Raw genomic sequence first — 24,495 nt, forward strand, 5'->3', positions numbered from 1 at the left:
TGAGGCCTTGCGCCTCCTGAAGGGCCCAGCGAGACTAGCTGGTTGATAGGCACGGTGTGGAAGCACAGCAATGTGTTGAGCTAACGTGTACTAATGGCCCGTGAGGCTTGACCATATAACCCCAAGGGGTCTGTGGATTACGACGCAGTTGCGGATGCGTTGAGACGTATCGTTGGCATGATTCCTCCGTTTTTCGCCTGACGACCATAGCGTGCGGGAACCACCTGATCCCATGCCGAACTCAGCAGTGAAACCGCTCAGCGCCGATGGTAGTGTGGGGTCTCCCCATGCGAGAGTAGGTCATCGTCAGGCACTTATTTAGAAGCCCCGATCATCATGAGATGGTCGGGGCTTCGTCGTTTGTGGGGCTCCCATCTTCATTCAACCCCCCAGCCTTCCAGAGGCTGGGGAGTTGTCGTTTGAGGCCGGATGATTGAGTTGCACTTTGGTCGCGGCATTCCCGCCGGTAGCCCGCTTCCGATAGAATATGAGTTTTCCCGGCTGGGGCCGTTGTAATGACCATTGGTGACCTGATCCGCTTGATGCGCGATGGCGAATTTCATTCCGGCGAGCAGCTCGGGGAGCAGCTTGGTGTGTCGCGGACAGCGGTATGGAAGCAGCTCAAGAAACTCGAGGCGATGGATGTTCCTCTCGAGGCGGTCAAGGGGCTGGGCTATCGACTGGCCACACCGCTGGAGTTGCTCGACGGTGCCGACATCGTCGCCCGGCTGCCCCGCGATAGCCGGACCCGCTTGAGCCGCCTGATCATCGAAGAGGAGTTGGCGTCCACCAATGCCTTGCTGCGCGAGCGTTTTGCGCAGGGGGCAGGGCACGGCGAGGCGTGTTTGGCTGAGTCTCAGAGTGCCGGTCGTGGGCGTCGTGGGCGCGGCTGGGAGAGTCCTTGGGGACGTAGTCTGATGCTCTCGGTAGGCTGGCGGTTCGAAAGTGGCGCCAATGTTCTCGAAGGGTTGAGCCTGGCCGTCGGTGTAGTAGTGGCTGAGGTGCTTGAGCGACACGGTCTCGAAGTAGCCCTCAAGTGGCCTAATGATGTGCTGCTCAAGACGCCGCACGGACTGGCCAAGCTGGCTGGCATATTGCTCGAGGTCAGCGGCGATCTGGCGGGCCCCTGCGAGGTGGTGGTCGGGCTGGGGCTGAATGTGGACCTGCCCGAGGAGATACGAGCGCGCATCGAGCAGCCGGTAGCCGCGGTACATGACGTGACGCCGGACGTGTCGCGCAATCGGCTGGCGTCGGAGCTGGTGGCGGGGCTGCTTGATCTGCTGTCAGGCTATGAGGAGCAGGGATTTTCCACCTGGCAACAAGCGTGGATGCGGCGCCATGCCTATGCCGACCAGGAGATCGAGGTCATCCAGCAGAGCACACGCTATACAGCCCGCGTTGAAGGAATCGATGCGTCAGGCAACCTGTTGGTACGTCACAATAATGAGCAGCGGCGCCTGGCAGGTGGTGAAATCAGCGTGCGTGGACGTTCATGATTCTCGACCTGGATATCGGCAATACGCTCTCCAAGTGGCGCCTCAAGGATAGTGTCAGCAGTGAGATTCGCTCGCGCGGGGCAGTGTGGACGCGAGAGGAGTGGCGACCAGGCTCCGATATTCCCGATCTCGACGTGGTGGAGGCGGTACGTATTTCCAGCGTGGCGCGCCGTGCAGTGCTGCAGGACACCGTGGCTCTGCTGCGGCGGCGGGTCGGTGTGGTGCACGTGGCCCGCTCGACCCGCGAGGCACTGGGAGTAACGAACGGCTACGAGGAGCCGTCGCGCCTAGGTGTTGACCGCTGGATGGGGACGCTAGCCAGCTACCACTTGGCTGGCGGCTGCTGCAGCGTTGATTGCGGAAGCGCCATCACCATCGACTTCGTGCTGCCTGGAGGGCGTCACTTGGGCGGCTACATCCTGCCGGGACTACGCCTGATGAAGGAAAGCCTCCAGCTGGGGACGCGCAATGTGGCCATTGATCCCGATAGCGAAGCGGATGAGCTCCTGGCGCCGGGCAAGAACACCGTCGAGGCGGTCAATCACGGCATCTACATGGCCGCGGTAAGCGCGGTGAATCGCGTTTACGCCGAGGTATGCGACCGTGAGGGTGTGGCCATGCCATTGTTGCTCACTGGCGGCGATGCCCGGGTCATCTCCCGTGGCATGCGCGTGCCCCATGCGCTGTGGCCGGACATGGTGTATGGCGGCCTGGAGGCCTGCTTCCCGCTAACCAGCGCCGAGCGCGCCGGTCGACTGTCTGGTGCGCCGAGTGTTCCGCCGCCGGTGGCGCTGGAAAAGATTCGTGCAGGGCTTGCCTTCTCGATGCTGCTTTGACATAATTTTGCGCGTTCTCAGCCGCAGGGCTGCCCGGGAAGTATTGAGAACTTGCTGGGTAAGCACTTGACAGATCTGAGAAAAGCGGTAGAATTTGCCGCGGCCTGGAGGGGTTCCCGAGTGGCCAAAGGGAGCAGACTGTAAATCTGCCGCGAAAGCTTCGAAGGTTCGAATCCTTCCCCCTCCACCACGAATTGCCGATATGCTGTCGCGTCGGCCGCAAGAGTGGGTAAGCGGGTATAGTTCAATGGTAGAACCTCAGCCTTCCAAGCTGATGGTGCGGGTTCGATTCCCGCTACCCGCTCCAGTTTCTGGTCAGGGCAGTGGATCAAGCGTTTTGCTCATGTAGCTCAGGGGTAGAGCACACCCTTGGTAAGGGTGAGGTCGACGGTTCAAATCCGTCCATGAGCTCCATATTGAAAAGGCGAGCCGAGTGCTCGCCTTTTCTTTTCCCGGAGGCGTGCCGGGGGTTGTAAGGCGGAGAAGCTTCCGCTATCATTGCGCCCGCTGTTGCGTAGGCCGCCTGCAAAAGGGGTGAAGCGGCAGCGCCGATACAGGCCAGTAGCTCAATTGGCAGAGCAGCGGTCTCCAAAACCGCAGGTTGGGGGTTCGATTCCCTCCTGGCCTGCCAGTCTTCCCCAGGCTGGCGTTATCTCTTATACTTTCATGTTTCGATTGCCGCACCCTGAGGAGTCTCGTTTTCATGAAACATAACGCCGAGGTGCAGGAGTCGCGCCACGACGGGCTCAAGTGGGCGGTGGTCGTTTCCCTGGTGGTCGTTGCCGTAGTCGGTAACGCCTATTTCGCCGATCAGGCCATCCTCTATCGGGTGCTGGGCGTTGTGGCGTTGTGTGCGCTGGCCGCAGTGATCGGCTTTACCACTACCAAGGGGCGCGACCTGCTTGAGCTTGCTCGCAGCGCGCGCAAAGAGATCCAGCGTGTGGTCTGGCCGACCCGCCCCGAGACCATTCAGACCACTGCCATCGTGCTGGTGGCGGTGCTGGTGGTGGGCCTGATGCTGTGGCTGATGGACACCATTCTAGGCTGGGCGATGTCCGGCGTCATCGGTTAGGAGATTCCATGTCCAAGCGTTGGTATGTCGTGCATGCCTACTCCGGTTTCGAGAAGCATGTCATGCGCTCGCTCGCCGAGCGCGTGAAGATGTATGGCATGGAGGACCGCTTCGGCGAGATTCTAGTGCCGACCGAGGAAGTGGTAGAGATGCGCGACGGCAAGCGTCGCAAGAGCGAGCGCAAGTTCTATCCCGGCTATGTGCTGGTCGAGATGGAGATGGATGATGGCACCTGGCACCTGGTTAACGAGACGCCCCGTGTAATGGGCTTCATCGGTGGTACCAAGGAGAAGCCGGCGCCGATCACCCAGAAGGAAGCTGATGCCATCCTGCGTCGCGTGCAGGACGGAACCGACAAGCCGCGACCCAAGACCCTGTTCGAGCCGGGTCAGTCGGTACGTGTTGTCGACGGCCCCTTCGCCGACTTCAACGGCGTGGTCGAAGAGGTCAACTACGACAAGAGTCGCCTGCAGGTCAGCGTGCTGATCTTCGGTCGCGCGACCCCTGTCGAACTCGAGTTTTCACAGGTCGAGAAGGACTAAGTCTCGTCCTGAGCATTGTCGTATGAGCCGCTTGGCTCATTAACCCGGGGAGCCGCAAGGCGCTATTACCCAACTGGAGTCTACACATGGCAAAGAAAGTACAGGCTTACATCAAGCTGCAGGTCGCAGCTGGTAAGGCCAATCCGAGTCCCCCCGTCGGCCCCGCGCTGGGTCAGCACGGTGTCAACATCATGGAATTCTGCAAGGCGTTCAACGCCGAGACCCAGGACATCGAGCCGGGTCTGCCGACGCCCGTGGTGATCACCGTCTATTCCGACCGTAGCTTCACCTTCATCACCAAGACGCCGCCGGCAGCCGTGCTGCTGAAGAAGGCCGCTGGTATCAAGTCCGGCTCGGGCGAGCCGAACAAGAAGAAGGTCGGTACCGTGACCCGCGAGCAGCTCGAAGAGATCGCCAAGACCAAGGAGCCGGATCTGACGGCTGCCGATCTCGACGCCGCAGTGCGTACCATTGCCGGTAGTGCCCGTAGCATGGGCCTCAACGTGGAGGGCCTCTGATCATGGCTAAATTGACCAAGCGTGCCAAGCTGATCAACGAAAAGCTCGAGGCCGGTAAGGTCTACTCCCTGGAAGAGGCCGTGGCGCTGCTCAATGAGCTGTCCACCGTCAAGTTCAAGGAGTCGCTGGACGTCGCCATCAACCTCGGCGTCGATCCGCGTAAATCCGACCAGGTGGTGCGTGGCGCGACCGTCATGCCCAATGGTACTGGCAAGGACGTGCGCGTTGCCGTCTTTACCCAGGGTGCCAACGCCGATGCCGCCAAGGAAGCCGGTGCCGATATCGTCGGTATGGATGACCTGGCCGAGCAGGTCAAGAAGGGCCAGCTCGACTTTGACGTGGTCATCGCGTCGCCGGATGCCATGCGTGTGGTCGGCCAGCTGGGCCAGATTCTCGGTCCGCGCGGCCTGATGCCGAACCCCAAGGTCGGCACCGTGACCCCGGACGTGGCCACCGCCGTCAAGAATGCCAAGGCCGGTCAGGTGCGCTTCCGTACCGACAAGAACGGCATCATTCACACCACCCTGGGCAAGGTCGATTTCGACGCCACCGCGATCAAGGGCAACCTTGAAGCGCTGGTCGCCGACCTCAAGAAGCTCAAGCCGAGCACGTCCAAGGGTGTGTATTTCAAGAAGATGACCTTGTCCACCACCATGGGCCCGGGCATCACCGTCGACCACTCCGCGCTGGTGTAAGTCAGCCGAGCGTCGACGCAACAGGCAGTAACTTTGCGGTCCCCGTACGCGGCGTTAAGGCGTAACGGCGGGGCGCCGTCAAAGACCGCAGGTGCCGCTCTTCGATCGTCGAACGAGCGGCTTAATCGCCCTTTGAGGGAGCCTGCGCAGATGGTGTGGCCGCCAGTCTTCTGGTGAGCACCATCACCCGGTACCCCCGCTGGGCCGACTGGCGAGTGGGGGGAGATGGTAACCACCGGAATGCTCGATACGGGCTTCCGGCACGAAGGAGTGATCACTGTGCCACTAGCACTCGAAGGCAAGAAAGCGATCGTTGCCGAGGTCAGTGAAGCGGCCAAAGATGCGCTCTCCGTCGTCGTTGCCGACTCGCGTGGCGTTGCCGTAGGGGCAATGACCGACCTGCGCAAGCAGGCCCGCGAGAATGGCGTGCAGATTCGTGTTGTCCGCAACACTCTGGCACGTCGCGCCCTCGAGGGCACTCCGTGGGAGTGCCTCAACGAGACGTTCTCAGGTCCGACCATGCTGGCCTTCTCCTACGAGCACCCGGGCGCTGCCGCCCGTCTGTTCAAGGAGTTTGCCAAGGGTGAGAAGGACTTCGAGGTCAAGGCGCTGGCATACGAGGGTGAGTTCATCCCGGCTTCCGACCTGGATCGCCTGGCAACGCTGCCGACCCACGACGAGGCCATCGCCAAGCTGATGTCCGTCATGAAGGAAGCGTCCGCTGGCAAGCTGGTTCGGACTCTCGCTGCGCTGCGTGACCAGAAGCAGGAAGAGGCCGCCTGATCGGCGAACTCGATCCCGCTGTCTGAATCGAACACTGTATCTACGAGCGCTCGGGGTGACCGAGCCTCCCGCAAAGTTAGGAATGTGAAACATGGCACTGACCAAAGAAGACATCATCAACGCCGTCGCCGACATGTCCGTGATGGAAGTCGCCGAGCTGATTGAAGCGATGGAAGAGAAGTTCGGCGTGTCCGCCGCTGCCGCCGTCGTGGCTGGCCCGGCTGGTGGCGAAGCCGCCGCCGCCGAAGAGCAGACCGAGTTCGACCTGGTGCTGACCGGCGCTGGCGAGAAGAAGGTCAACGTGATCAAGGTGGTTCGCGAGATCACTGGCCTGGGTCTGAAGGAAGCCAAGGGTGCCGTCGACGGCGCGCCGGCGACCATCAAAGAGGCGATGTCCAAGGACGACGCCGAAGAAGCCAAGAAGAAGCTGGAAGAAGCCGGCGCGTCTGTGGAGCTCAAGTAACTCTTGTGCCCATGGCTTCACGCGCTGCGTAAGCTTCCACGGCTGGTGGCGGGACGCCCGCTACCGGCCTTTTTCTGTTGTTACTAGCCGGCCGCCACGTTTGGCGTAGCCGCTAGCCGAATTCCGACGGCGAGCTCTCATATGGGAGCTTGCCGTCAGCGCCTGACGGTAGTGCTCTCGTCGGGTGGCGCCGACACGCATCGGTCACCCATGGTGAACAAGCTGGGGAATACAGATGGCTTACTCATACACTGAGAAAAAACGCATCCGCAAGGATTTCGGCAAACTGCCCCAAGTGATGGATGTGCCCTACCTGCTGGCCATCCAGCTTGATTCCTACTACGACTTCCTCCAGCAGGATCGGGCCCCGGAAGAGCGCATGGAGATCGGCCTCAATGCCGCCTTCAAGTCGGTCTTCCCGATCGAGAGCTTCTCGGGCAATGCCGCGCTCGAATATGTCAGCTACCGTTTCGGCACCCCGGCCTTCGATGTCAAGGAGTGCCAGCTGCGCGGCGTCACCTACTCTGCACCGCTGCGCGTCAAGGTGCGCCTGATCATCTACGATCGCGAGTCATCCAACAAGGCGATCAAGGATATCAAGGAGCAGGAAGTCTACATGGGGGAGATCCCCCTGATGACCGAGAACGGTACCTTCGTGGTCAACGGTACCGAGCGGGTCATCGTCTCCCAGCTGCACCGCTCGCCGGGCGTGTTCTTCGATCACGACAAGGGCAAGAGCCACTCCTCCGGCAAGCTGCTCTACTCGGCCCGGGTGATTCCTTATCGCGGTTCGTGGCTGGACTTCGAGTTCGATCCCAAGGACAGCGTGTTCGTGCGCATCGACCGTCGCCGCAAGCTGCCGGCGTCGGTGCTGCTGCGTGCGCTGGGCATGAGCGCCGAGGAGATCCTCGAGCAGTTCTTCGAGACCAGCACCTTCCACATCGAGAAGTCCGGCTTCTCGGTGGATCTGGTGCCGTCACGCCTGCGTGGCGAGACCGCCACCTTCGACATCAAGGATGTTGATGGCAGCGTGATCGTCGAGGAAGGCCGCCGGGTGACCCAGAAGCATATCCGGCAGATGGAGAAGTCGGGCCTCGAGCGTCTCGAGGTGCCGATGGAGTACCTGTACGGCAAGACCCTGGCCCGCGATCAGGTCGATCCCAACAGCGGTGAGCTGATCTGCGAGTGCAACACCGAGATCACGCCGGAGCTGATGGAGAAGCTGGCCCAGGCCGGCATCACCACCCTCGAGACGCTGTACACCAACGATCTCGACTGCGGTCCGTTCATCTCCGACACCCTGAAGCTCGATACCACTCGGTCGCAGCTCGAGGCGTTGGTCGAGATTTATCGCATGATGCGCCCTGGCGAGCCGCCCACCAAGGAGGCCGCCGAGACGCTGTTCCGCAACCTGTTCTTCAGCGAGGATCGCTACGACCTGTCGGGCGTGGGCCGCATGAAGTTCAACCGCCGCCTGCGTCGCGAAGGCGACACCGGTTCCGGGGTGCTCGACAATCAGGACATCCTCGATGTGCTCAAGGAGCTGATTGCGATCCGCAACGGCTTCGGCGACGTCGATGACATCGACCATCTGGGTAACCGCCGCATCCGCTGCGTTGGCGAGATGGCCGAGAACCAGTTCCGCGTTGGCCTGGTGCGCGTCGAGCGTGCGGTCAAGGAACGCCTGTCGATGGCCGAGAGCGAAGGCCTGATGCCCCAGGACCTGATCAACGCCAAGCCCGTCGCCGCGGCGGTCAAGGAGTTCTTCGGTTCCAGCCAGCTGTCGCAGTTCATGGATCAGAACAACCCGCTCTCCGAGGTCACTCACAAGCGCCGTGTGTCAGCACTCGGCCCGGGTGGTCTGACCCGCGAGCGGGCCGGCTTCGAGGTGCGTGACGTACACGCCACCCACTATGGCCGTCTGTGCCCGATCGAGACCCCGGAAGGCCCCAACATCGGCCTGATCAACTCGCTGGCCACTTACAGTCACACCAACAGCTACGGCTTCCTCGAGACGCCGTATCGTAAGGTCGTGGATCGTCAGGTCACCGACGACGTGGTACATCTCTCGGCGATCGAGGAGGGTGACTTCATCATTGCCCAGGCCTCGGCGACCGTGGATGAGGCCGGCAAGCTGGTCGACGACCTGGTACAGGTGCGTCACCGTGGTGAGACCACCTTCATGGCGCCCGACAAGGTGACCTTGATGGACGTCTCGCCGCGCCAGGTAGTGTCGGTGGCGGCGGCGCTGATCCCGTTCCTCGAGCACGATGACGCCAACCGCGCCCTGATGGGCTCGAACATGCAGCGCCAGGCGGTACCGACGCTGCGTGCCGACAAGCCGCTGGTAGGCACCGGCATGGAGCGCTTCGTGGCTCGTGACTCCGGCGTCTGCGCCGTGGCCGGCCGCGGTGGCGTGATCGATTCGGTCGACGCCAAGCGCATCGTGGTGCGGGTCAACGAGGATGAGATCATCGGCGGCGAAGCCGGCGTCGATATCTACAACCTGACCAAGTACGTGCGCTCCAACCAGAACACCTGCATGAACCAGCGGCCCATCGTGCGCCCCGGCGACGAAGTGGCGCGCGGCGACATTCTCGCCGACGGTCCGTCCGTCGACATGGGTGATCTGGCGCTGGGCCAGAACATGCGCATCGCCTTCATGCCTTGGAACGGCTACAACTTCGAGGATTCGATCCTGGTCTCGGAGCGCGTGGTGCAGGAAGATCGCTTCACCACCATCCATATCCAGGAGCTGACCTGTGTGTCCCGTGACACCAAGCTGGGCGCCGAGGAGATTACCTCGGACATTCCCAACGTCGGTGAATCGGCGCTTGGCAAGCTCGACGAGGCGGGTGTGGTGTATATCGGCGCCGAGGTCGGTCCCGGTGACATCCTGGTCGGCAAGGTCACGCCCAAGGGCGAGACCCAGCTGACCCCGGAGGAGAAGCTGCTGCGTGCCATCTTCGGTGAGAAGGCCAGCGACGTGAAGGACACTTCGCTGCGCGCGCCGACCGGCATGCGCGGTACCGTGATCGACGTCCAGGTCTTTACCCGTGACGGTGTCGAGAAGGACTCCCGAGCCCTGTCCATCGAGCAGATGCAGCTCGACGAGGTGCGCAAGGACCTCCAGGAGACCTATCGCATCGCCGAAGATGCCACCTTCGAGCGCCTCAAGCGCACCCTCGACGGCCAGAGTGTCAACGGCGGGCCCAAGCTCAAGAAGGGCGATGTGCTTAGCGAGGAGTACCTCGACGAGCTGCCGCGTCAGCAGTGGTTCAAGCTGCGTCTGCAGGACGAGTCGCTCAACGAGCTGCTGGCCCAGGCCGATGAGCAGCTGGAGAACCGTCGCAAGGAGATGGACGAGCGTTTCGAGGACAAGAAGCGCAAGCTGACCCAGGGCGATGATCTGGCGCCGGGCGTGCTCAAGATCGTCAAGGTCTATATGGCGGTCAAGCGGCGCATCCAGCCAGGCGACAAGATGGCCGGGCGTCACGGTAACAAGGGTGTCATCTCGGCGATCATGCCGATCGAGGATATGCCCTTCGACGCCGGCGGTGAGCCGGTCGATGTGGTCCTCAACCCGCTGGGCGTGCCGTCGCGGATGAACGTCGGTCAGGTTCTCGAGACCCACCTCGGCATGGCGGCGCGTGGCCTGGGCATGAAGATCGAGCGCATGCTGCGCGAGGCCCGCGACCAGCAGGTCGGCGAGATCCGCGAGTTCCTCGGCGAGATCTACAACACCGCGGGCACCCGTCATGAGGACATCGACTCGCTGTCCGACGACGAGGTGATTGCGCTGGCCAAGAACCTGCGGGGCGGCGTGCCCATGGCGACCCCGGTCTTCGACGGCGCCAAGGAGCACGAAATCAAGCACCTGCTGACCCTCGCCGACCTGCCGGACTCCGGTCAGATGACGCTCTCCGATGGGCGTACCGGCGAACCCTTCGACCGGCCGGTGACGGTGGGCTACATGTATATGTTGAAGCTCAACCACCTGGTCGATGACAAGATGCACGCGCGTTCTACCGGCTCCTACTCGCTGGTCACTCAGCAGCCGCTGGGCGGCAAGGCGCAGTTCGGTGGTCAGCGCTTCGGCGAGATGGAGGTATGGGCCCTGGAGGCCTATGGCGCCGCCTACACGCTGCAAGAGATGCTCACGGTCAAGTCCGACGACGTCGAAGGGCGGACCAAGATGTACAAGAGCATCGTCGACGGCGACCACACCATGCAGGCAGGCATGCCGGAGTCCTTCAACGTGCTGGTGAAGGAAATCCGCTCGCTGGGCATCGATATCGAGTTAGAGAGCTAGGAGCCCCCCAATGAAAGATTTGGTGAAAGTCCTCAAATCGCAGGCTCAGTCCGAAGAGTTCGACGCGATCAAGATTACGCTCGCGTCGCCGGACATGATCCGCTCCTGGTCCTACGGCGAAGTGAAGAAGCCCGAGACCATCAACTACCGCACCTTCAAGCCGGAGCGGGATGGCCTGTTCTGCGCCAAGATCTTCGGTCCGGTGAAGGACTACGAGTGCCTGTGCGGCAAGTACAAGCGCATGAAGCACCGCGGCATCATCTGCGAGAAGTGCGGCGTCGAAGTGACCAAGGCCGCCGTGCGCCGCGAGCGCATGGGGCATATCGAGCTGGCTTCGCCGGTGGCGCACATTTGGTTCCTGAAGTCGCTGCCGTCGCGTATCGGCATGTTCCTGGACATGACCCTGCGCGACATCGAGCGGGTGCTCTACTTCGAGAGCTTCGTGGTCATCGACCCGGGCATGACCACGCTGGAGCGCGGTCAGTTGCTCAACGACGAGCAGTACTTCGAGGCACTTGAAGAGTTTGGTGACGACTTCGACGCCCGCATGGGTGCCGAAGCGGTCCAGGCGCTGCTCAAGGATATCGACCTGGCCGAGGAGATCGATCGCCTGCGTGAAGAGATTCCGCAGACCAACTCCGAGACCAAGATCAAGAAGCTCTCCAAGCGCCTGAAGTTGCTGGAAGCCTTCTACAAGTCGGGCAATGCCCCGGCGTGGATGGTCATGGAAGTGCTGCCGGTGCTGCCGCCGGACCTGCGCCCGCTGGTGCCGCTGGACGGTGGCCGCTTCGCGACCTCGGATCTCAACGATCTGTATCGCCGGGTGATCAACCGCAACAACCGCCTCAAGCGGCTGCTCGACCTCAATGCGCCGGATATCATCGTGCGCAACGAGAAGCGCATGCTGCAGGAGTCGGTGGACGCCCTGCTCGACAACGGTCGCCGCGGCCGCGCCATCACCGGCTCCAACAAGCGGCCGCTGAAGTCCCTGGCCGACATGATCAAGGGCAAACAGGGTCGCTTCCGTCAGAACCTGCTGGGCAAGCGGGTCGACTACTCCGGTCGTTCGGTGATCACCGTGGGCCCGACCCTGCGCCTGCACCAGTGCGGCCTGCCCAAGAAGATGGCGCTGGAGCTGTTCAAGCCGTTCATCTACTCCAAGCTGCAGTCCCAGGGCTATGCTTCGACCATCAAGGCTGCCAAGAAGATGGTCGAGCGCGAGCTGCCGGAGGTGTGGGACATCCTGGCCGATGTCATTCGCGAACACCCGGTGCTGCTCAACCGCGCCCCGACCCTGCACCGCCTCGGCATCCAGGCCTTCGAGCCGCTGCTGATCGAGGGCAAGGCGATCCAGCTGCACCCGCTGGTGTGTGCCGCCTACAACGCCGACTTCGACGGTGACCAGATGGCGGTGCACGTACCGCTGACCCTGGAAGCCCAGCTCGAAGCCCGTGCGCTGATGATGGCCACCAACAACGTGCTGTCGCCGGCCAACGGTGAGCCGATCATCGTGCCCTCTCAGGACGTGGTGCTGGGTCTGTATTACATGACCCGCGAGAAGATCAACGCCAAGGGCGAGGCGATGGTGTTCGCCAACCTCAAGGAAGTCGAGCGCGCCTTCGGCACCCAGAGCGTGTCGCTGCACGCCCGGGTCAAGGTGCGCCTGACCGAGTACCTGGCCGAAGAAGAGGGCGGCGAGCTGATCGAGCAGACATCGATCTACGACACTACCGTCGGTCGTGCGCTGCTGTTCCGCATCCTGCCCAAGGGCGCGCCCTTCGAGCTGGTCAACCAGCCGATGAAGAAAAAGGCGATCTCCAAGCTGATCAACGAGGTGTACCGCCGCGCCGGTCTCAAGGAAGCGGTCATCTTCGCCGACCAGCTGATGTACACCGGCTTCCGCCTGGCGACCTGGTCGGGTGCCTCCATCGGCGTCAACGACTTCGTCATCCCTGATTCCAAGAAGGGTATCGTGGATGGCGCCGAGGACGAGGTGAAGGAGATCGAGGACCAGTTCTCCTCCGGTCTCGTCACCGCCGGCGAGAAGTACAACAAGGTCATCGACATCTGGTCCAAGGCCAATGACAAGGTGGCCAAGGCGATGATGGCGGGTATCTCCAAGGAGACCGTGGTCGACCGCGACGGCAACGAGGTAGAGCAGGACTCGTTCAACAGCGTGTTTATCATGGCCGACTCCGGGGCCCGTGGTAGCGCCGCCCAGATCCGCCAGCTGGCGGGGATGCGTGGCCTGATGGCCAAGCCCGACGGCTCGATCATCGAGACCCCGATCACCGCTAACTTCCGTGAGGGCTTGAACGTACTTCAGTACTTCATCTCGACTCACGGTGCGCGTAAGGGTCTGGCGGATACCGCCCTCAAGACCGCCAACTCCGGTTATCTGACCCGTCGCCTGGTCGACGTGGCCCAGGATCTGGTGATCACCGAGACTGACTGTGGCACCGAAGAGGGCCTGACGCTGCATCCGGTCATCGAGGGTGGCGATATCATCGTCTCCTTGGCACAGCGCGTACTGGGCCGCGTGGTGGCGAAGGATGTCATCGATCCGGCCACCGATGAGGTGCTGATCGCACGTGGCACGCTGCTCGACGAGAAGTGGTGCGCCGAGCTCGACACCATGGGCGTTGACGAAATCGTGGTGCGCTCGACCATCGCTTGTGAAACGGCACACGGTGTTTGTTCTGCCTGCTATGGTCGCGACCTGGCGCGCGGTCATCAGGTCAACATCGGCGAGTCGGTGGGCGTCATCGCTGCCCAGTCGATCGGCGAGCCGGGCACCCAGCTGACCATGCGGACCTTCCACATCGGTGGTGCCGCCTCGCGGGCCTCGGCAGTGGACAGCGTGCAGGTCAAGCACGGCGGCCGCGTACGTCTGCACAACATCAAGTCGGTGGAGCGTGCCGATGGCAAGCTGGTGGTGGTCTCGCGCTCCAGCGCCCTGGCCGTTGCCGACGACCACGGCCGCGAGCGTGAGTACTACAAGCTGCCCTACGGTGCCGAGCTGTCGGTCAAGGACGGCGACGCGGTCGACGCCGGCCAGGCCGTCGCCAAGTGGGATCCGCACACCCACCCGATCGTCGCCGAGGTCGAGGGCAAGGTGCAGTACATCGACATGGAAGAAGGCATCTCCATCCACCGCAGCGTGGACGAGATGACTGGCCTGTCGTCGATCGAAGTGATCGAGTCAGCGTCACGCCCTGCCGCCGGTCGCGACAAGCGCCCGATGGTCATGCTCACCGACGATGCTGGCCAGCACGTTGCGCTGCCGGGCTCCAATACCCCGGTGCAGTATCTGCTGCCAGGCAAGGCGATCATCTCGGCGGAGAATGGTGCCAAGGTGGGCATCGGTGAAGTCGTCGCGCGTATCCCGGTGGAGGCGTCCGGTAACAAGGACATCACCGGTGGTCTGCCGCGGGTCGCCGACCTGTTCGAAGCGCGCAAGCCGAAAGAGCCGGCGATCCTCGCCGAGATCAGCGGCGTGATCAGCTTCGGCAAGGAGACCAAGGGTAAGCGGCGTCTGGCGATTACCCCGGAATCCGGCGATCCCTTCGAGATGCTGATTCCCAAGTGGCGTCAGATCGCGGTGTTCGAAGGCGAGACCGTGGAGAAGGGCGAGGTGATCTCCGATGGTCCCAGCAACCCCCACGACATCCTGCGCCTGCTGGGTGTCACGGAGCTGGCCAAGTACATCACCGCCGAGGTCCAGGAGGTTTACCGTCTGCAGGGCGTGGGCATCAACGACAAGCACATCGAAGTGATCGTGCGTCAGATGCTGCGCAAGATCGAAATCACCGATGCCGGTGACTCCAGCTTCATCACCGGCGATCAGGTCGAGCTGGTGCGGGTGCTGGAAGAGAACGCACGTCTGGTCGCGGATGAGAAATTCCCGGCCAAGTACGATCGTCTGCTGCTCGGCATCACCAAGGCCAGCCTGGCTACCGAGTCGTTCATCTCTGCGGCCTCCTTCCAGGAGACCACACGGGTACTGACCGAAGCGGCAGTCACCGGCAAGCGCGATTACCTGCGCGGCCTCAAGGAAAACGTGGTGGTGGGACGTCTGATCCCGGCCGGTACTGGCCTCACCCACCACGCCGAGCGCAAGCGCAAGCGTGAAGACGCCGAGCGAACGCTCGCTCCGTCGGCCTTCGACGTCGAGCAGGAGTTGGGCGCTCAGCTCACCGCCCTCGATGCCGATGATGACGACATCTAGGCAGTGTCTTTCAGTGCGGCACCGCAAGCGGTGCCGCACTGGTCGGGCCCAGGCTTGACGGGCATTGCAGCAAGACAGTAGAATGCGCAGCCTTCAATAGTGGGGTGGGTACGCCCGCACCCGCTAAAAAGGCCAAGGCAACCATTGGAGTCAGCAACAGACCATGGCAACTATCAATCAGCTCGTGCGCAAGCCGCGCAAGCGTCCCGTCGCCAAGAGCGACGTGCCGGCGCTGCAGGCCTGCCCGCAAAAGCGCGGCGTTTGCACCCGCGTCTACACCACCACCCCGAAGAAGCCGAACTCGGCCCTGCGTAAGGTCTGCCGCGTGCGCCTGACCAACGGCTACGAGGTCTCTTCCTACATCGGCGGTGAAGGTCACAACCTTCAGGAGCACTCCGTGGTCCTGATTCGTGGCGGTCGTGTCAAGGATTTGCCGGGTGTGCGCTATCACACCGTGCGCGGTGCGCTCGACACCTCCGGTGTCCAGAACCGTAAGCAGGGCCGTTCCAAGTACGGCACCAAGCGTCCGAAGTCCTAACCTGGGCGTTAGACACCTAGTATTGCAACGGTCAGATAAGAGTAAGGTCGTGCGGCCCCGAGGGGCGAGTCGCGAGTTTACCTGAAGGACCCTTTACCTGAGGGCTTATCATGCCTAGAAGAAGAGTAGCAGCGAAGCGCGAGATTCTGCCGGATCCCAAGTTCGGAAGTGAGCGCCTGGCCAAGTTCATGAACCACCTGATGATCAGCGGCAAGAAGTCTGTTGCTGAGAAGATCGTCTATGGTGCGCTGGATATCGTTGTCGAGCGCAGCAAGGAAGAGCCGCTGGAGATCTTCGACAAGGCGCTGGAAACCATCCAGCCGATGGTCGAGGTCAAGTCACGTCGGGTCGGTGGTGCGACTTACCAGGTGCCCGTGGAAGTCCGTCCCTCTCGCCGTCAGGCCCTGGCGATGCGCTGGCTGGTAGACGCTGCTCGCAACCGTGGTGAAAAGACCATGGTGCAGCGTCTCGCCGGCGAAATGCTGGATGCCGCCGAAGGCAAGGGTGCGGCAGTCAAGAAGCGTGAAGACGTGCACCGCATGGCAGAAGCCAACAAGGCCTTCTCCCACTACCGGTTCTAAGCACGGCACGTTCGCCGACTTCCATACACGATATGCTGCCCTGGCGGGCAGCCTATCCAACCAATGGGGAATTCCATCGTGGCACGCAAGACTCCGCTCAAGCGTTACCGCAACATTGGTATCGTCGCCCACGTTGACGCCGGTAAAACTACCACCACCGAGCGTGTCCTGTTCTATACCGGTCTGTCACACAAGGTCGGCGAAGTCCATGATGGCGCCGCCACCATGGACTGGATGGAGCAGGAGCAGGAGCGTGGTATCACTATCACCTCTGCGGCGACTACCTGCTTCTGGCAGGGCATGAACAAGCAGTTCGATGAGCACCGCATCAACATCATCGACACCCCGGGGCACGTCGACTTCACCATCGAGGTGGAGCGCTCGCTGCGCGTGCTCGACGGTGCAGTCGTCGTACTGTGCGGCTCCTCCGGTGTGCAGCCGCAGACCGAGACCGTGTGGCGCCAGGCCAACAAGTACGAAGTGCCGCGCATGGTGTTCGTCAACAAGATGGACCGCGCCGGTGCCGACTTCTTCATGGTCGTCGACCAGCTCAAGGAGCGTCTCGGCGCCAACGCCGTGCCGATCCAGATCAACTGGGGCACCGAGGACGAGTTCAAGGGCGTCATCGACCTGCTGCAGATGAAGGCGATTCTGTGGAACGAGGCCGACCTGGGCATGAGCTATGACCTGGCCGACATTCCCGCCGAGCTGCAGGAGACCGCCGAGAAGTTCCGCGAGGAAATGGTCGAGGCCGCTGCCGAAGGCTCGGAAGAGCTGATGGACAAGTACCTCGAGGGCGGTGAGCTGTCCATCGAAGAGATCAAGGCTGGCCTGCGTGCGCGCACCCTGGCTAACGAGATCGTGCTGGTGACCTGCGGTTCGGCGTTCAAGAACAAGGGCGTCCAGGCGGTGCTCGACGGCGTGATCGAGTACATGCCGTCACCCACCGAGGTCAAGGCCATCGAGGGTGAGCTCGACGACAAGGATGGCACCATCGCTACCCGCGAGGCTGACGACAGCGCGCCGTTCGCGGCCCTGGCGTTCAAGATTGCCACTGACCCGTTCGTCGGCACCCTGACGTTTATTCGCGTCTACTCCGGCGTGCTTAAGTCGGGCGACAGCATCTTCAACTCGGTCAAGAGCAAGAAGGAGCGCGTCGGCCGTATCGTGCAGATGCACTCCAACTCGCGCGAGGAGATCAAAGAGGTCTACGCCGGCGATATTGCCGCCTGTATCGGCCTCAAGGACGTCACTACCGGTGACACCCTGTGCGATCTCAACGACAAGATCGTCCTCGAGCGCATGGAGTTCCCGGATCCGGTGATCTCGGTGGCCGTCGAGCCGAAGTCCAAGGCCGACCAGGAGAAGATGGGCGTGGCACTGGGCAAGCTGGCCCAGGAAGACCCGTCGTTCCGCGTCCAGACTGACGAAGAGACCGGCCAGACCATCATCTCCGGGATGGGTGAGTTGCACCTCGACATCATCGTTGACCGCATGCGTCGCGAGTTCAAGGTCGAGGCCAATATCGGCAAGCCGCAGGTCGCCTACCGCGAGACCATCCGCGGCAGCGTCGAGCAGGAAGGCAAGTTCGTGCGTCAGTCCGGCGGTCGTGGCCAGTTCGGCCATGTTTACCTTCGCATTGAGCCGTTCACCGAAGCGGAAAAGGAAGAGGACGAAGAAGTTCACTTCAAGTTCTCCTCCGAAATCGTCGGCGGCGTGGTTCCCAAGGAATACGTCCCCGCCGTCGAGAAAGGGGCCTATGAGCAGCTGCAAAACGGTGTCATCGCGGGTTACCCGATGATCGACGTCAAGGTCACGCTGTATGATGGCTCCTATCACGACGTGGACTCCAACGAGACCGCGTTCAAGATCGCCTCTTCAATGGCGATCAAAGAAGGTGCCAAGAAGGCCAAGGCCGTGCTGCTGGAGCCGATGATGAAGGTCGAAGTCGTGACCCCCGAGGAGTTCATGGGTGACGTCATGGGCGACCTGAACCGTCGTCGCGGTCTGGTGCAGGGCATGGATGACTCGTCTTCGGGCAAGATCATCCGCGCAATGGTGCCGCTGGGCGAGATGTTCGGTTATGCAACCGACCTGCGCTCTCAGACCCAGGGCCGCGCAAGCTACTCCATGGAGTTTGCAAAGTACGACGAGGCGCCCTCCAGCGTCGTTGAAGCCGTCATCAACCAGAACGGTTAACCGTTAGCTAACGTAAAGAGGTTATAGCAGTGGCTAAGGAAAAATTTGAACGTTCCAAACCGCACGTCAACGTCGGCACCATCGGTCATGTCGACCACGGCAAGACCACGCTGACTGCGGCCCTGACCCGCGTGTCTGCCGAGGTGTTCGGCGGCGAATGGCGCCAGTTCGACAGCATCGACAACGCTCCGGAAGAGCGCGAGCGCGGCATCACCATCGCCACCGCTCACGTTGAGTATCAGTCCGAAGAGCGTCACTACGCTCACGTCGACTGCCCGGGCCACGCCGACTACGTCAAGAACATGATCACCGGTGCTGCCCAGATGGACGGCGCTATCCTGGTCTGTTCCGCCGCCGACGGCCCCATGCCGCAGACTCGCGAGCACATCCTGCTGTCGCGTCAGGTCGGCGTGCCGTATATCGTCGTGTTCCTGAACAAGGCCGACATGGTCGACGACGAAGAGCTGCTCGAGCTGGTCGAGATGGAAGTTCGTGAACTTCTGTCTGAGTACGACTTCCCGGGTGACGACACCCCGATCATCATCGGCTCCGCGCTGATGGCGCTGAACGGTGAAGACGACAACGGCATGGGTACCACCGCCGTTGCCAACCTGATCAAGGCCCTGGACGAGTACATCCCGGAGCCGGAGCGTGCCATCGATCAGCCGTTCCTGATGCCGATCGAGGACGTGTTCTCTATCTCCGGTCGCGGTACCGTGGTCACCGGTCGTGTCGAGCGCGGTGTCGTCAAGGCTGGCGAAGAGATCGAGATCGTCGGTATCAAGGACACCACCAAGACCGTCGTTACCGGTGTCGAGATGTTCCGCAAGCTGCTCGACGAAGGTCGTGCTGGTGAGAACGTCGGCGCGCTGCTGCGTGGTACCAAGCGTGACGACGTCGAGCGTGGTCAGGTCCTGGCCAAGCCGGGCAGCATCACGCCGCACACCGTCTTCGAAGCCGAAGTCTACGTGCTGTCCAAGGACGAGGGTGGTCGTCACACGCCGTTCTTCAAGGGCTATCGTCCGCAGTTCTACTTCCGTACCACTGACGTGACCGGTACCTGTGAACTGCCGGAAGGCGTCGAGATGGTCATGCCGGGCGACAACGTCAAGATGGTTGTCACCCTGATCGCACCGATCGCCATGGAAGATGGCCTGCGCTTCGCGATCCGCGAAGGCGGCCGTACCGTCGGCGCCGGCGTTGTCGCCAAGATCATCCAGTAAGCCTTAGGCTCGCCCGATGATCGAAGGGGGCTCCTGCGGGGGCCCCCTTTCTGCGCATGTTTTCGCCAGAGTGTTTGACTCCGGCGGACGCCATGCCTATAATGCGCATCCTTTGAATGCGTGGGTAGACGGCTCGCGCCGTCGACATCCATTGGAGTTTAGGGCAAATGCAGAACCAGAAGATTCGCATTCGGTTGAAAGCGTTCGACCATCGCCTGATCGACCAGTCCGCCGCGGAGATCGTTGAAACCGCCAAGCGTACCGGTGCTCAGGTGCGCGGTCCGATCCCGCTGCCGACCAATCGTGAGCGCTACACCATCCTGATCTCGCCGCACGTCAACAAGGACGCGCGCGACCAGTATGAGATCCGCACTCACAAGCGTGTGCTCGACATCGTCGAACCCACCGAAAAGACCGTTGACGCGCTGATGAAGCTCGACCTCGCCGCTGGCGTGGACGTGCAAATCAAACTCGACTGAGACCTCACTAGACACTCGCGGCCCAGCGCCGGTCGATGTACCGAGCAGCAGCCGCCACGCCGGGATGGCGTCATACAACGTGCTAGTGGAATGCTCTGGAAAGGGCAGCCATAGCGGGTGATAGCCCCGTACACTATTAGGAGACTGAACATGACTATCGGTTTAGTCGGTAAGAAGGCGGGCATGACTCGTGTCTTCACCGAAGACGGTGCCTCTGTGCCCGTAACCGTTATCGAGGTTGAGCCTAACCGCGTGACTCGCGTCAAGACCGTCGATGTCGACGGCTACAGCGCGGTCCAGGTAACAACCGGTTCCCGCAAGGCCAAGCACCTGACCAAAGCGCAAGCTGGACAGTTTGCCAAGGCAGGTACCGAGGCCGGTCGTTCACTGATGGAATTCCGTCTTGCCGAAGGCGACGAAGCTCCGGAAGTGGGTGGCGAGCTCACCGTATCCCTCTTCGAAGCTGGTCAGATCATCGATGTGACCGGTACCTCCAAGGGCAAGGGTTTCCAGGGCGCCGTCAAGCGCTGGAACTTCCGCACCCAGGACAACACCCACGGCAACTCCTTGGCCCACCGTGCGCCGGGTTCTATTGGCATGTGCCAGACCCCGGGTCGCGTGTTCAAAGGCAAGAAGATGGCCGGTCAGATGGGCAACGTCCGCTGCACCGTGCAGAGCCTGGAAGTCGTCCGTGTCGACGCCGAACGCAACCTGCTACTGATCAAGGGTGCCGTACCTGGCGCGCCGGGTAGTGATGTCGTCGTGCGCTCTTCCGTCAAAGCTCGCTGAGGGGGTTGGAACCGATGAATTTGAATCTTGCAGGTGCCAGCGCCGGCACTGTCGAAGTGTCCGATGCGACCTTTGGCAAAGAATTCAACGAAGCACTGGTGCACCAGGTCGTTACCGCCTATTTGGCCGGTGGCCGCCAGGGTACCCGTGGTCAGAAGAACCGCTCCGACGTGCGCGGCGGTGGCAAGAAGCCATGGCGTCAGAAGGGCACTGGCCGCGCGCGTGCCGGTACCATTCGCTCGCCGCTGTGGCGTAGCGGTGGTGTGACCTTTGCGGCCCGTCCGCAGGACCACTCGCAGAAGGTCAACCGCAAGATGTACCGCGCGGCCATGCGTTCGATCCTCTCGGAGCTGGTGCGTCAGGAGCGTCTGGTGGCGATCGAGGAGATCACCGTCGACGCACCCAAGACCAAGCAGCTGGTCGCCAAGCTCGGCGAGCTGGGCCTGGAAAAGGTGCTGATCGTCACCGAAGAGGTCGATGAGAAGCTCTATCTGGCTGCCCGCAATATCCCCAGCGTGGATGTGGTGGACGTCGCCGCCGCCGACCCGGTGAGCCTGGTTGCCTTCGACAAGGTGCTGGTCACCGTCTCTGCTCTGCGTAAATTCGAGGAGAAGCTGGCATGAACCAGGAACGTGTATTCAAGGTTCTGCTTGGTCCGCACATGACCGAGAAGGCCGCTTTCGCCGCTGAACGCAACCAGTATGTGTTCAAGGTGGCGGACGACGCGACCAAGCCGGAAATCAAGAAGGCCGTCCAGGCCCTATTCGGCAAGAAGGTCGATCGCGTGCAGGTCCTGAACATGAAGGGCAAGACCAAACGCACCGCACATGGCATCGGCCAGCGCAAGGGTTACCGCAAGGCGTATGTGACCCTGGCCGCGGGCGAGACGCTCGAAGACTTCTCTGGCGCCGAATAAGGGCAGGAGTACGGATCATGGCAGTAGTCAAGACTAAACCCACTTCCGCCGGTCGTCGTCACGTCGTCAAGATCGTCAACGACGAGGTCTACAAGGGCCGCGCTTACGCGCCGCTGCTTGAGAAGAAGTCCAAGTCCGGTGGACGTAACAACAACGGTCGCATCACCACCCGTCACGTGGGCGGTGGTCACCGTCAGCACTATCGTCTGGTCGACTTCAAGCGCACCAAGGATGGCGTTCCCGCCGTCGTTGAGCGTATCGAGTACGATCCGAACCGCAGTGCCCATATTGCACTGCTTAAGTACCTGGACGGCGAGCGCCGCTACGTCATCGCGCCCAAGGGCGTGAAGGCTGGCGATACCCTCGAGTCCGGCGTTAACGCAGCCATCAAGCGGGGCAACACCCTGCCGCTGCGTAACATCCCGGTGGGCTCCACCGTGCACTGCATCGAGCTGAAGCCCGGCAAGGGTGCTCAGATCGCACGCAGCGCCGGTACCAGCGCTCAGCTGGTCGCCCGCGAAGGCAATTACGCTTCGCTGCGTCTTCGCTCCGGCGAGATGCGCAAGGTCCTGGCCGAGTGCCGTGCGACCCTGGGTGAAGTGAGCAACTCCGAGCACAGCCTGCGTCAACTTGGCAAGGCCGGTGCGAAGCGCTGGAGAGGTGTGCGTCCGACTGTTCGCGGCGTGGCAATGAACCCGGTGGATCACCCGCACGGTGGCGGTGAAGGCCGCACCAGCGGTGGTCGTCACCCGGTCTCCCCGTGGGGCATCCCCACCAAGGGCCACAAGACCCGCAAGAACAAGCGCACCGACAAGCTTATCGTTCGTCGCCGCAAGGCCAAGTAACACACATTAAGGGGTAACGGCTGTGCCACGTTCACTGAAGAAAGGTCCTTTTATCGACCTTCATCTGCTGAAGAAGGTTGAGGCTGCAGTGGAGAAGAGCGACCGCAAACCGATCAAGACCTGGTCGCGTCGCTCCATGATCCTGCCGAACATGGTGGGCCTCACCATTGCAGTCCATAACGGTCGCCAACACGTCCCGGTGCATGTCTCCGAGGAAATGGTTGGCCACAAGCTGGGCGAATTCGCTGCCACCCGCACTTATCGCGGTCATGCGGCGGACAAGAAAGCCAAACGGTAAGCCAGAGAGGATTGAGAGATGGAAGTCACAGCTAAGCTGCGTGGCGCTCGTTTATCCGCCCAGAAGGCCCGTTTGGTGGCTGACCAGGTGCGCGGTAAACCGGTCGCCGAAGCTATTGACCTGCTGACCTTCTCACCGAAGAAGGCTGCCAAGCTGGTCAAGAAAGTGCTTCAGTCCGCCATCGCGAATGCGGAAGAAAATAACGGCATGGACATCGACGAGCTGCGTGTCTCGACCATCTGTGTCGATGAGGGCATGACGCTCAAGCGCATCCAGCCGCGCGCCAAAGGCCGTGCGGATCGTATCTTGAAGCGCACCTGCCACATCACCGTCAAGGTAGCCGAGAAGTAGGAGTCGACCAGATGGGTCAGAAAGTAAATCCGACAGGTATTCGGCTGGGTATCGTTAAAGACCATACCTCGGTGTGGTACGCCGAGCGCGGTGCCTATGCCGACAAGCTGAACAACGATCTCGAAGTGCGTCGCTTCCTCGAGGAGCGTCTGAAGAATGCGTCCGTGAGCCGCATCCACATCGAGCGCCCGGCTAACAACGCCCGCATCACCATTCACACTGCCCGCCCGGGCATCGTGATTGGCAAGAAGGGTGAAGACGTCGACCGCCTGCGTCGCGACGTTACCCAGATGATGGGTGTGCCGGTGCACGTCAACATCGAAGAGGTCCGCAAGCCGGAGCTCGACGCCCAGCTCGTCGCGCAGAACATCGCCGGCCAGCTCGAGCGCCGCGTGATGTTCCGTCGCGCCATGAAGCGTTCCGTACAGAACGCCATGCGCCTCGGCGCCGGTGGTATCAAGGTGATGCTGTCAGGTCGACTCGGCGGGGCAGAAATCGCCCGTACCGAATGGTACCGCGAAGGTCGCGTGCCGCTGCACACCCTGCGTGCGGACATCGACTACGCCACCTACGAAGCCAAGACCACCTACGGCATCATCGGTGTCAAGGTCTGGGTCTTCAAGGGTGAAATCCTCGGGGGCATCGAAGAGGTTCGCGCCAAGGCTAAGCAGCCGACGAACGCGCCCTCCAAGAAGAAAGGTTCCAGGTAAGGGGAGAGCGAATCGATGTTACAACCCAAGCGTATGAAATTCCGCAAGATGCAGAAAGGCCGTAACCGTGGCCTGGCGCATCGCGGAAGCAAGGTGAGTTTCGGCGAGTATGGCCTCAAGGCCACCGGTCGCGGTCGCGTCACCGCCCGCCAGATCGAAGCGGGTCGTCGTGCCATCAGCCGTCACGTCAAGCGTGGCGGCAAGATCTGGATCCGCGTGTTTCCGGACAAGCCGATCTCCAAGAAGCCCCTGGAAGTCCGTATGGGTAAGGGGAAGGGCTCGGTTGAGTACTGGGTCGCACAGATCCAGCCAGGCCGTGTCCTGTATGAGATCGAAGGCGTTTCTGAAGAGCTGGCACGCGAGGCGTTCAGCCTGGCCGCTCAGAAGTTTCCGGTCTCCACCACCTTTGTGAAACGGACGGTGATGTGATGAAAGCCCAGGAAATTCGTGAAAAGTCAGTAGAAGAGCTCAACGAGCAGCTCTTTGAACTCCTCCGCGAGCAGTTCAACCTGCGCATGCAGAAGGCCACCGGCCAACTGAGCCAGACTCATCTGCTCAAGCAGGTCCGTCGGGATATCGCCCGCGTGAAGACTGTGCTCAACGAGAAGGCAGGTGACTGAG

Annotated in this window: 24 protein-coding genes, 4 tRNA genes and 2 rRNA genes; all 30 read left to right on the forward strand. The window is 61.8% G+C overall.

The features are described from left to right. Positions 1–115: ribosomal RNA gene (locus BLT16_RS16525) — 23S ribosomal RNA — on the forward strand; the annotation flags it as partial. An 81-nt stretch (positions 116–196) separates the two neighbouring features. Further along, positions 197–312 (forward strand): 5S ribosomal RNA (rrf, locus tag BLT16_RS16530). A 203-nt stretch (positions 313–515) separates the two neighbouring features. Further along, positions 516–1,496 carry a biotin--[acetyl-CoA-carboxylase] ligase gene (locus tag BLT16_RS16535; RefSeq protein ID WP_089659618.1) on the forward strand — a complete coding sequence of 327 codons (981 nt, stop codon included), beginning with the start codon at positions 516–518 and terminating at the stop codon, positions 1,494–1,496. Continuing rightward, positions 1,493–2,332, forward strand: a complete 840-nt coding sequence (locus BLT16_RS16540) for a type III pantothenate kinase (RefSeq protein WP_089659619.1) — start codon at positions 1,493–1,495, stop codon at positions 2,330–2,332. Before BLT16_RS16535 ends, BLT16_RS16540 begins: the two co-directional genes overlap by 4 nt. Before the next feature lie 106 nt (positions 2,333–2,438). Further along, positions 2,439–2,522, forward strand: a tRNA-Tyr gene (locus BLT16_RS16545). A gap of 43 nt (positions 2,523–2,565) precedes the next feature. After that, a tRNA-Gly gene (locus BLT16_RS16550) sits at positions 2,566–2,639 on the forward strand. Positions 2,640–2,671: 32 nt separating this feature from the next. Beyond that, positions 2,672–2,746, forward strand: a tRNA-Thr gene (locus BLT16_RS16555). A 141-nt stretch (positions 2,747–2,887) separates the two neighbouring features. Further along, positions 2,888–2,963: transfer RNA gene (locus BLT16_RS16560), tRNA-Trp, on the forward strand. A gap of 72 nt (positions 2,964–3,035) precedes the next feature. Then, positions 3,036–3,404, forward strand: coding sequence for a preprotein translocase subunit SecE (gene secE, locus BLT16_RS16565; RefSeq protein WP_089659620.1), 369 nt, complete (start codon positions 3,036–3,038; stop codon positions 3,402–3,404). Between the two features lie 8 nt (positions 3,405–3,412). Next, complete coding sequence (gene nusG / locus BLT16_RS16570) at positions 3,413–3,946, forward strand: transcription termination/antitermination protein NusG (protein ID WP_089659621.1); 534 nt, start codon at positions 3,413–3,415, stop codon at positions 3,944–3,946. 86 nt (positions 3,947–4,032) lie between these two features. Then, complete coding sequence (gene rplK / locus BLT16_RS16575) at positions 4,033–4,464, forward strand: 50S ribosomal protein L11 (protein WP_075880571.1); 432 nt, start codon at positions 4,033–4,035, stop codon at positions 4,462–4,464. 2 nt (positions 4,465–4,466) lie between these two features. Next, positions 4,467–5,159, forward strand: coding sequence for a 50S ribosomal protein L1 (gene rplA / locus BLT16_RS16580; RefSeq protein ID WP_089659622.1), 693 nt, complete (start codon positions 4,467–4,469; stop codon positions 5,157–5,159). Between the two features lie 279 nt (positions 5,160–5,438). Beyond that, positions 5,439–5,942 (forward strand): 50S ribosomal protein L10, encoded by a 504-nt coding sequence (gene rplJ, locus BLT16_RS16585; protein WP_089659757.1) that lies wholly within the window; start codon positions 5,439–5,441, stop codon positions 5,940–5,942. Between the two features lie 91 nt (positions 5,943–6,033). Continuing rightward, positions 6,034–6,405 (forward strand): 50S ribosomal protein L7/L12, encoded by a 372-nt coding sequence (rplL, locus tag BLT16_RS16590; RefSeq protein ID WP_089659623.1) that lies wholly within the window; start codon positions 6,034–6,036, stop codon positions 6,403–6,405. A gap of 235 nt (positions 6,406–6,640) precedes the next feature. Then, positions 6,641–10,717, forward strand: coding sequence for a DNA-directed RNA polymerase subunit beta (rpoB, locus tag BLT16_RS16595; protein ID WP_089659624.1), 4,077 nt, complete (start codon positions 6,641–6,643; stop codon positions 10,715–10,717). A 10-nt stretch (positions 10,718–10,727) separates the two neighbouring features. After that, on the forward strand, positions 10,728–14,945 hold the full coding sequence (gene rpoC / locus BLT16_RS16600; protein ID WP_089659625.1) for a DNA-directed RNA polymerase subunit beta': 4,218 nt from the start codon (positions 10,728–10,730) through the stop codon (positions 14,943–14,945). Positions 14,946–15,108: 163 nt separating this feature from the next. Continuing rightward, entirely contained in the window at positions 15,109–15,483 is a 375-nt protein-coding gene (rpsL, locus tag BLT16_RS16605) for a 30S ribosomal protein S12 (RefSeq protein WP_089659626.1), read from the forward strand. Between the two features lie 110 nt (positions 15,484–15,593). Then, complete coding sequence (gene rpsG / locus BLT16_RS16610; RefSeq protein WP_089659627.1) at positions 15,594–16,064, forward strand: 30S ribosomal protein S7; 471 nt, start codon at positions 15,594–15,596, stop codon at positions 16,062–16,064. Positions 16,065–16,142: 78 nt separating this feature from the next. Beyond that, positions 16,143–18,263 carry an elongation factor G gene (fusA, locus tag BLT16_RS16615; RefSeq protein WP_089659760.1) on the forward strand — a complete coding sequence of 707 codons (2,121 nt, stop codon included), beginning with the start codon at positions 16,143–16,145 and terminating at the stop codon, positions 18,261–18,263. Positions 18,264–18,292: 29 nt separating this feature from the next. Further along, a complete protein-coding gene (gene tuf, locus BLT16_RS16620) occupies positions 18,293–19,486 on the forward strand; it encodes an elongation factor Tu (RefSeq protein WP_089659628.1) in 1,194 nt (397 codons plus the stop codon). 167 nt (positions 19,487–19,653) lie between these two features. Then, positions 19,654–19,965, forward strand: coding sequence for a 30S ribosomal protein S10 (gene rpsJ / locus BLT16_RS16625; RefSeq protein WP_016419080.1), 312 nt, complete (start codon positions 19,654–19,656; stop codon positions 19,963–19,965). A 150-nt stretch (positions 19,966–20,115) separates the two neighbouring features. After that, complete coding sequence (gene rplC, locus BLT16_RS16630; RefSeq protein WP_089659629.1) at positions 20,116–20,754, forward strand: 50S ribosomal protein L3; 639 nt, start codon at positions 20,116–20,118, stop codon at positions 20,752–20,754. A 14-nt stretch (positions 20,755–20,768) separates the two neighbouring features. Continuing rightward, positions 20,769–21,377, forward strand: coding sequence for a 50S ribosomal protein L4 (gene rplD, locus BLT16_RS16635; RefSeq protein ID WP_089659630.1), 609 nt, complete (start codon positions 20,769–20,771; stop codon positions 21,375–21,377). Continuing rightward, the gene (gene rplW, locus BLT16_RS16640) at positions 21,374–21,670 is read left to right on the forward strand and encodes a 50S ribosomal protein L23 (protein ID WP_076749611.1); all 297 of its coding nucleotides are present in this window, start codon (positions 21,374–21,376) and stop codon (positions 21,668–21,670) included. The genes rplD and rplW overlap by 4 nt, the downstream gene beginning before the upstream one ends. 17 nt (positions 21,671–21,687) lie before the next feature. Then, positions 21,688–22,515 carry a 50S ribosomal protein L2 gene (gene rplB, locus BLT16_RS16645; RefSeq protein ID WP_089659631.1) on the forward strand — a complete coding sequence of 276 codons (828 nt, stop codon included), beginning with the start codon at positions 21,688–21,690 and terminating at the stop codon, positions 22,513–22,515. Positions 22,516–22,537: 22 nt separating this feature from the next. Next, positions 22,538–22,813 carry a 30S ribosomal protein S19 gene (gene rpsS, locus BLT16_RS16650; protein ID WP_008959165.1) on the forward strand — a complete coding sequence of 92 codons (276 nt, stop codon included), beginning with the start codon at positions 22,538–22,540 and terminating at the stop codon, positions 22,811–22,813. A gap of 18 nt (positions 22,814–22,831) precedes the next feature. Then, positions 22,832–23,164: a 50S ribosomal protein L22 gene (gene rplV, locus BLT16_RS16655; RefSeq protein WP_076749609.1), complete on the forward strand. Its 333-nt coding sequence runs from the start codon at positions 22,832–22,834 to the stop codon at positions 23,162–23,164. A gap of 11 nt (positions 23,165–23,175) precedes the next feature. Further along, positions 23,176–23,874, forward strand: a complete 699-nt coding sequence (gene rpsC, locus BLT16_RS16660; RefSeq protein WP_089659632.1) for a 30S ribosomal protein S3 — start codon at positions 23,176–23,178, stop codon at positions 23,872–23,874. Positions 23,875–23,889: 15 nt separating this feature from the next. Next, entirely contained in the window at positions 23,890–24,303 is a 414-nt protein-coding gene (gene rplP, locus BLT16_RS16665) for a 50S ribosomal protein L16 (RefSeq protein WP_076749606.1), read from the forward strand. Next, positions 24,303–24,494: a 50S ribosomal protein L29 gene (gene rpmC, locus BLT16_RS16670; RefSeq protein ID WP_076749605.1), complete on the forward strand. Its 192-nt coding sequence runs from the start codon at positions 24,303–24,305 to the stop codon at positions 24,492–24,494. Before rplP ends, rpmC begins: the two co-directional genes overlap by 1 nt. The last annotated feature ends 1 nt before the right edge of the window (position 24,495 follow it).

It is taken from the genome of Franzmannia pantelleriensis (genome assembly GCF_900102875.1).
GTDB lineage: Bacteria > Pseudomonadota > Gammaproteobacteria > Pseudomonadales > Halomonadaceae > Franzmannia > Franzmannia pantelleriensis.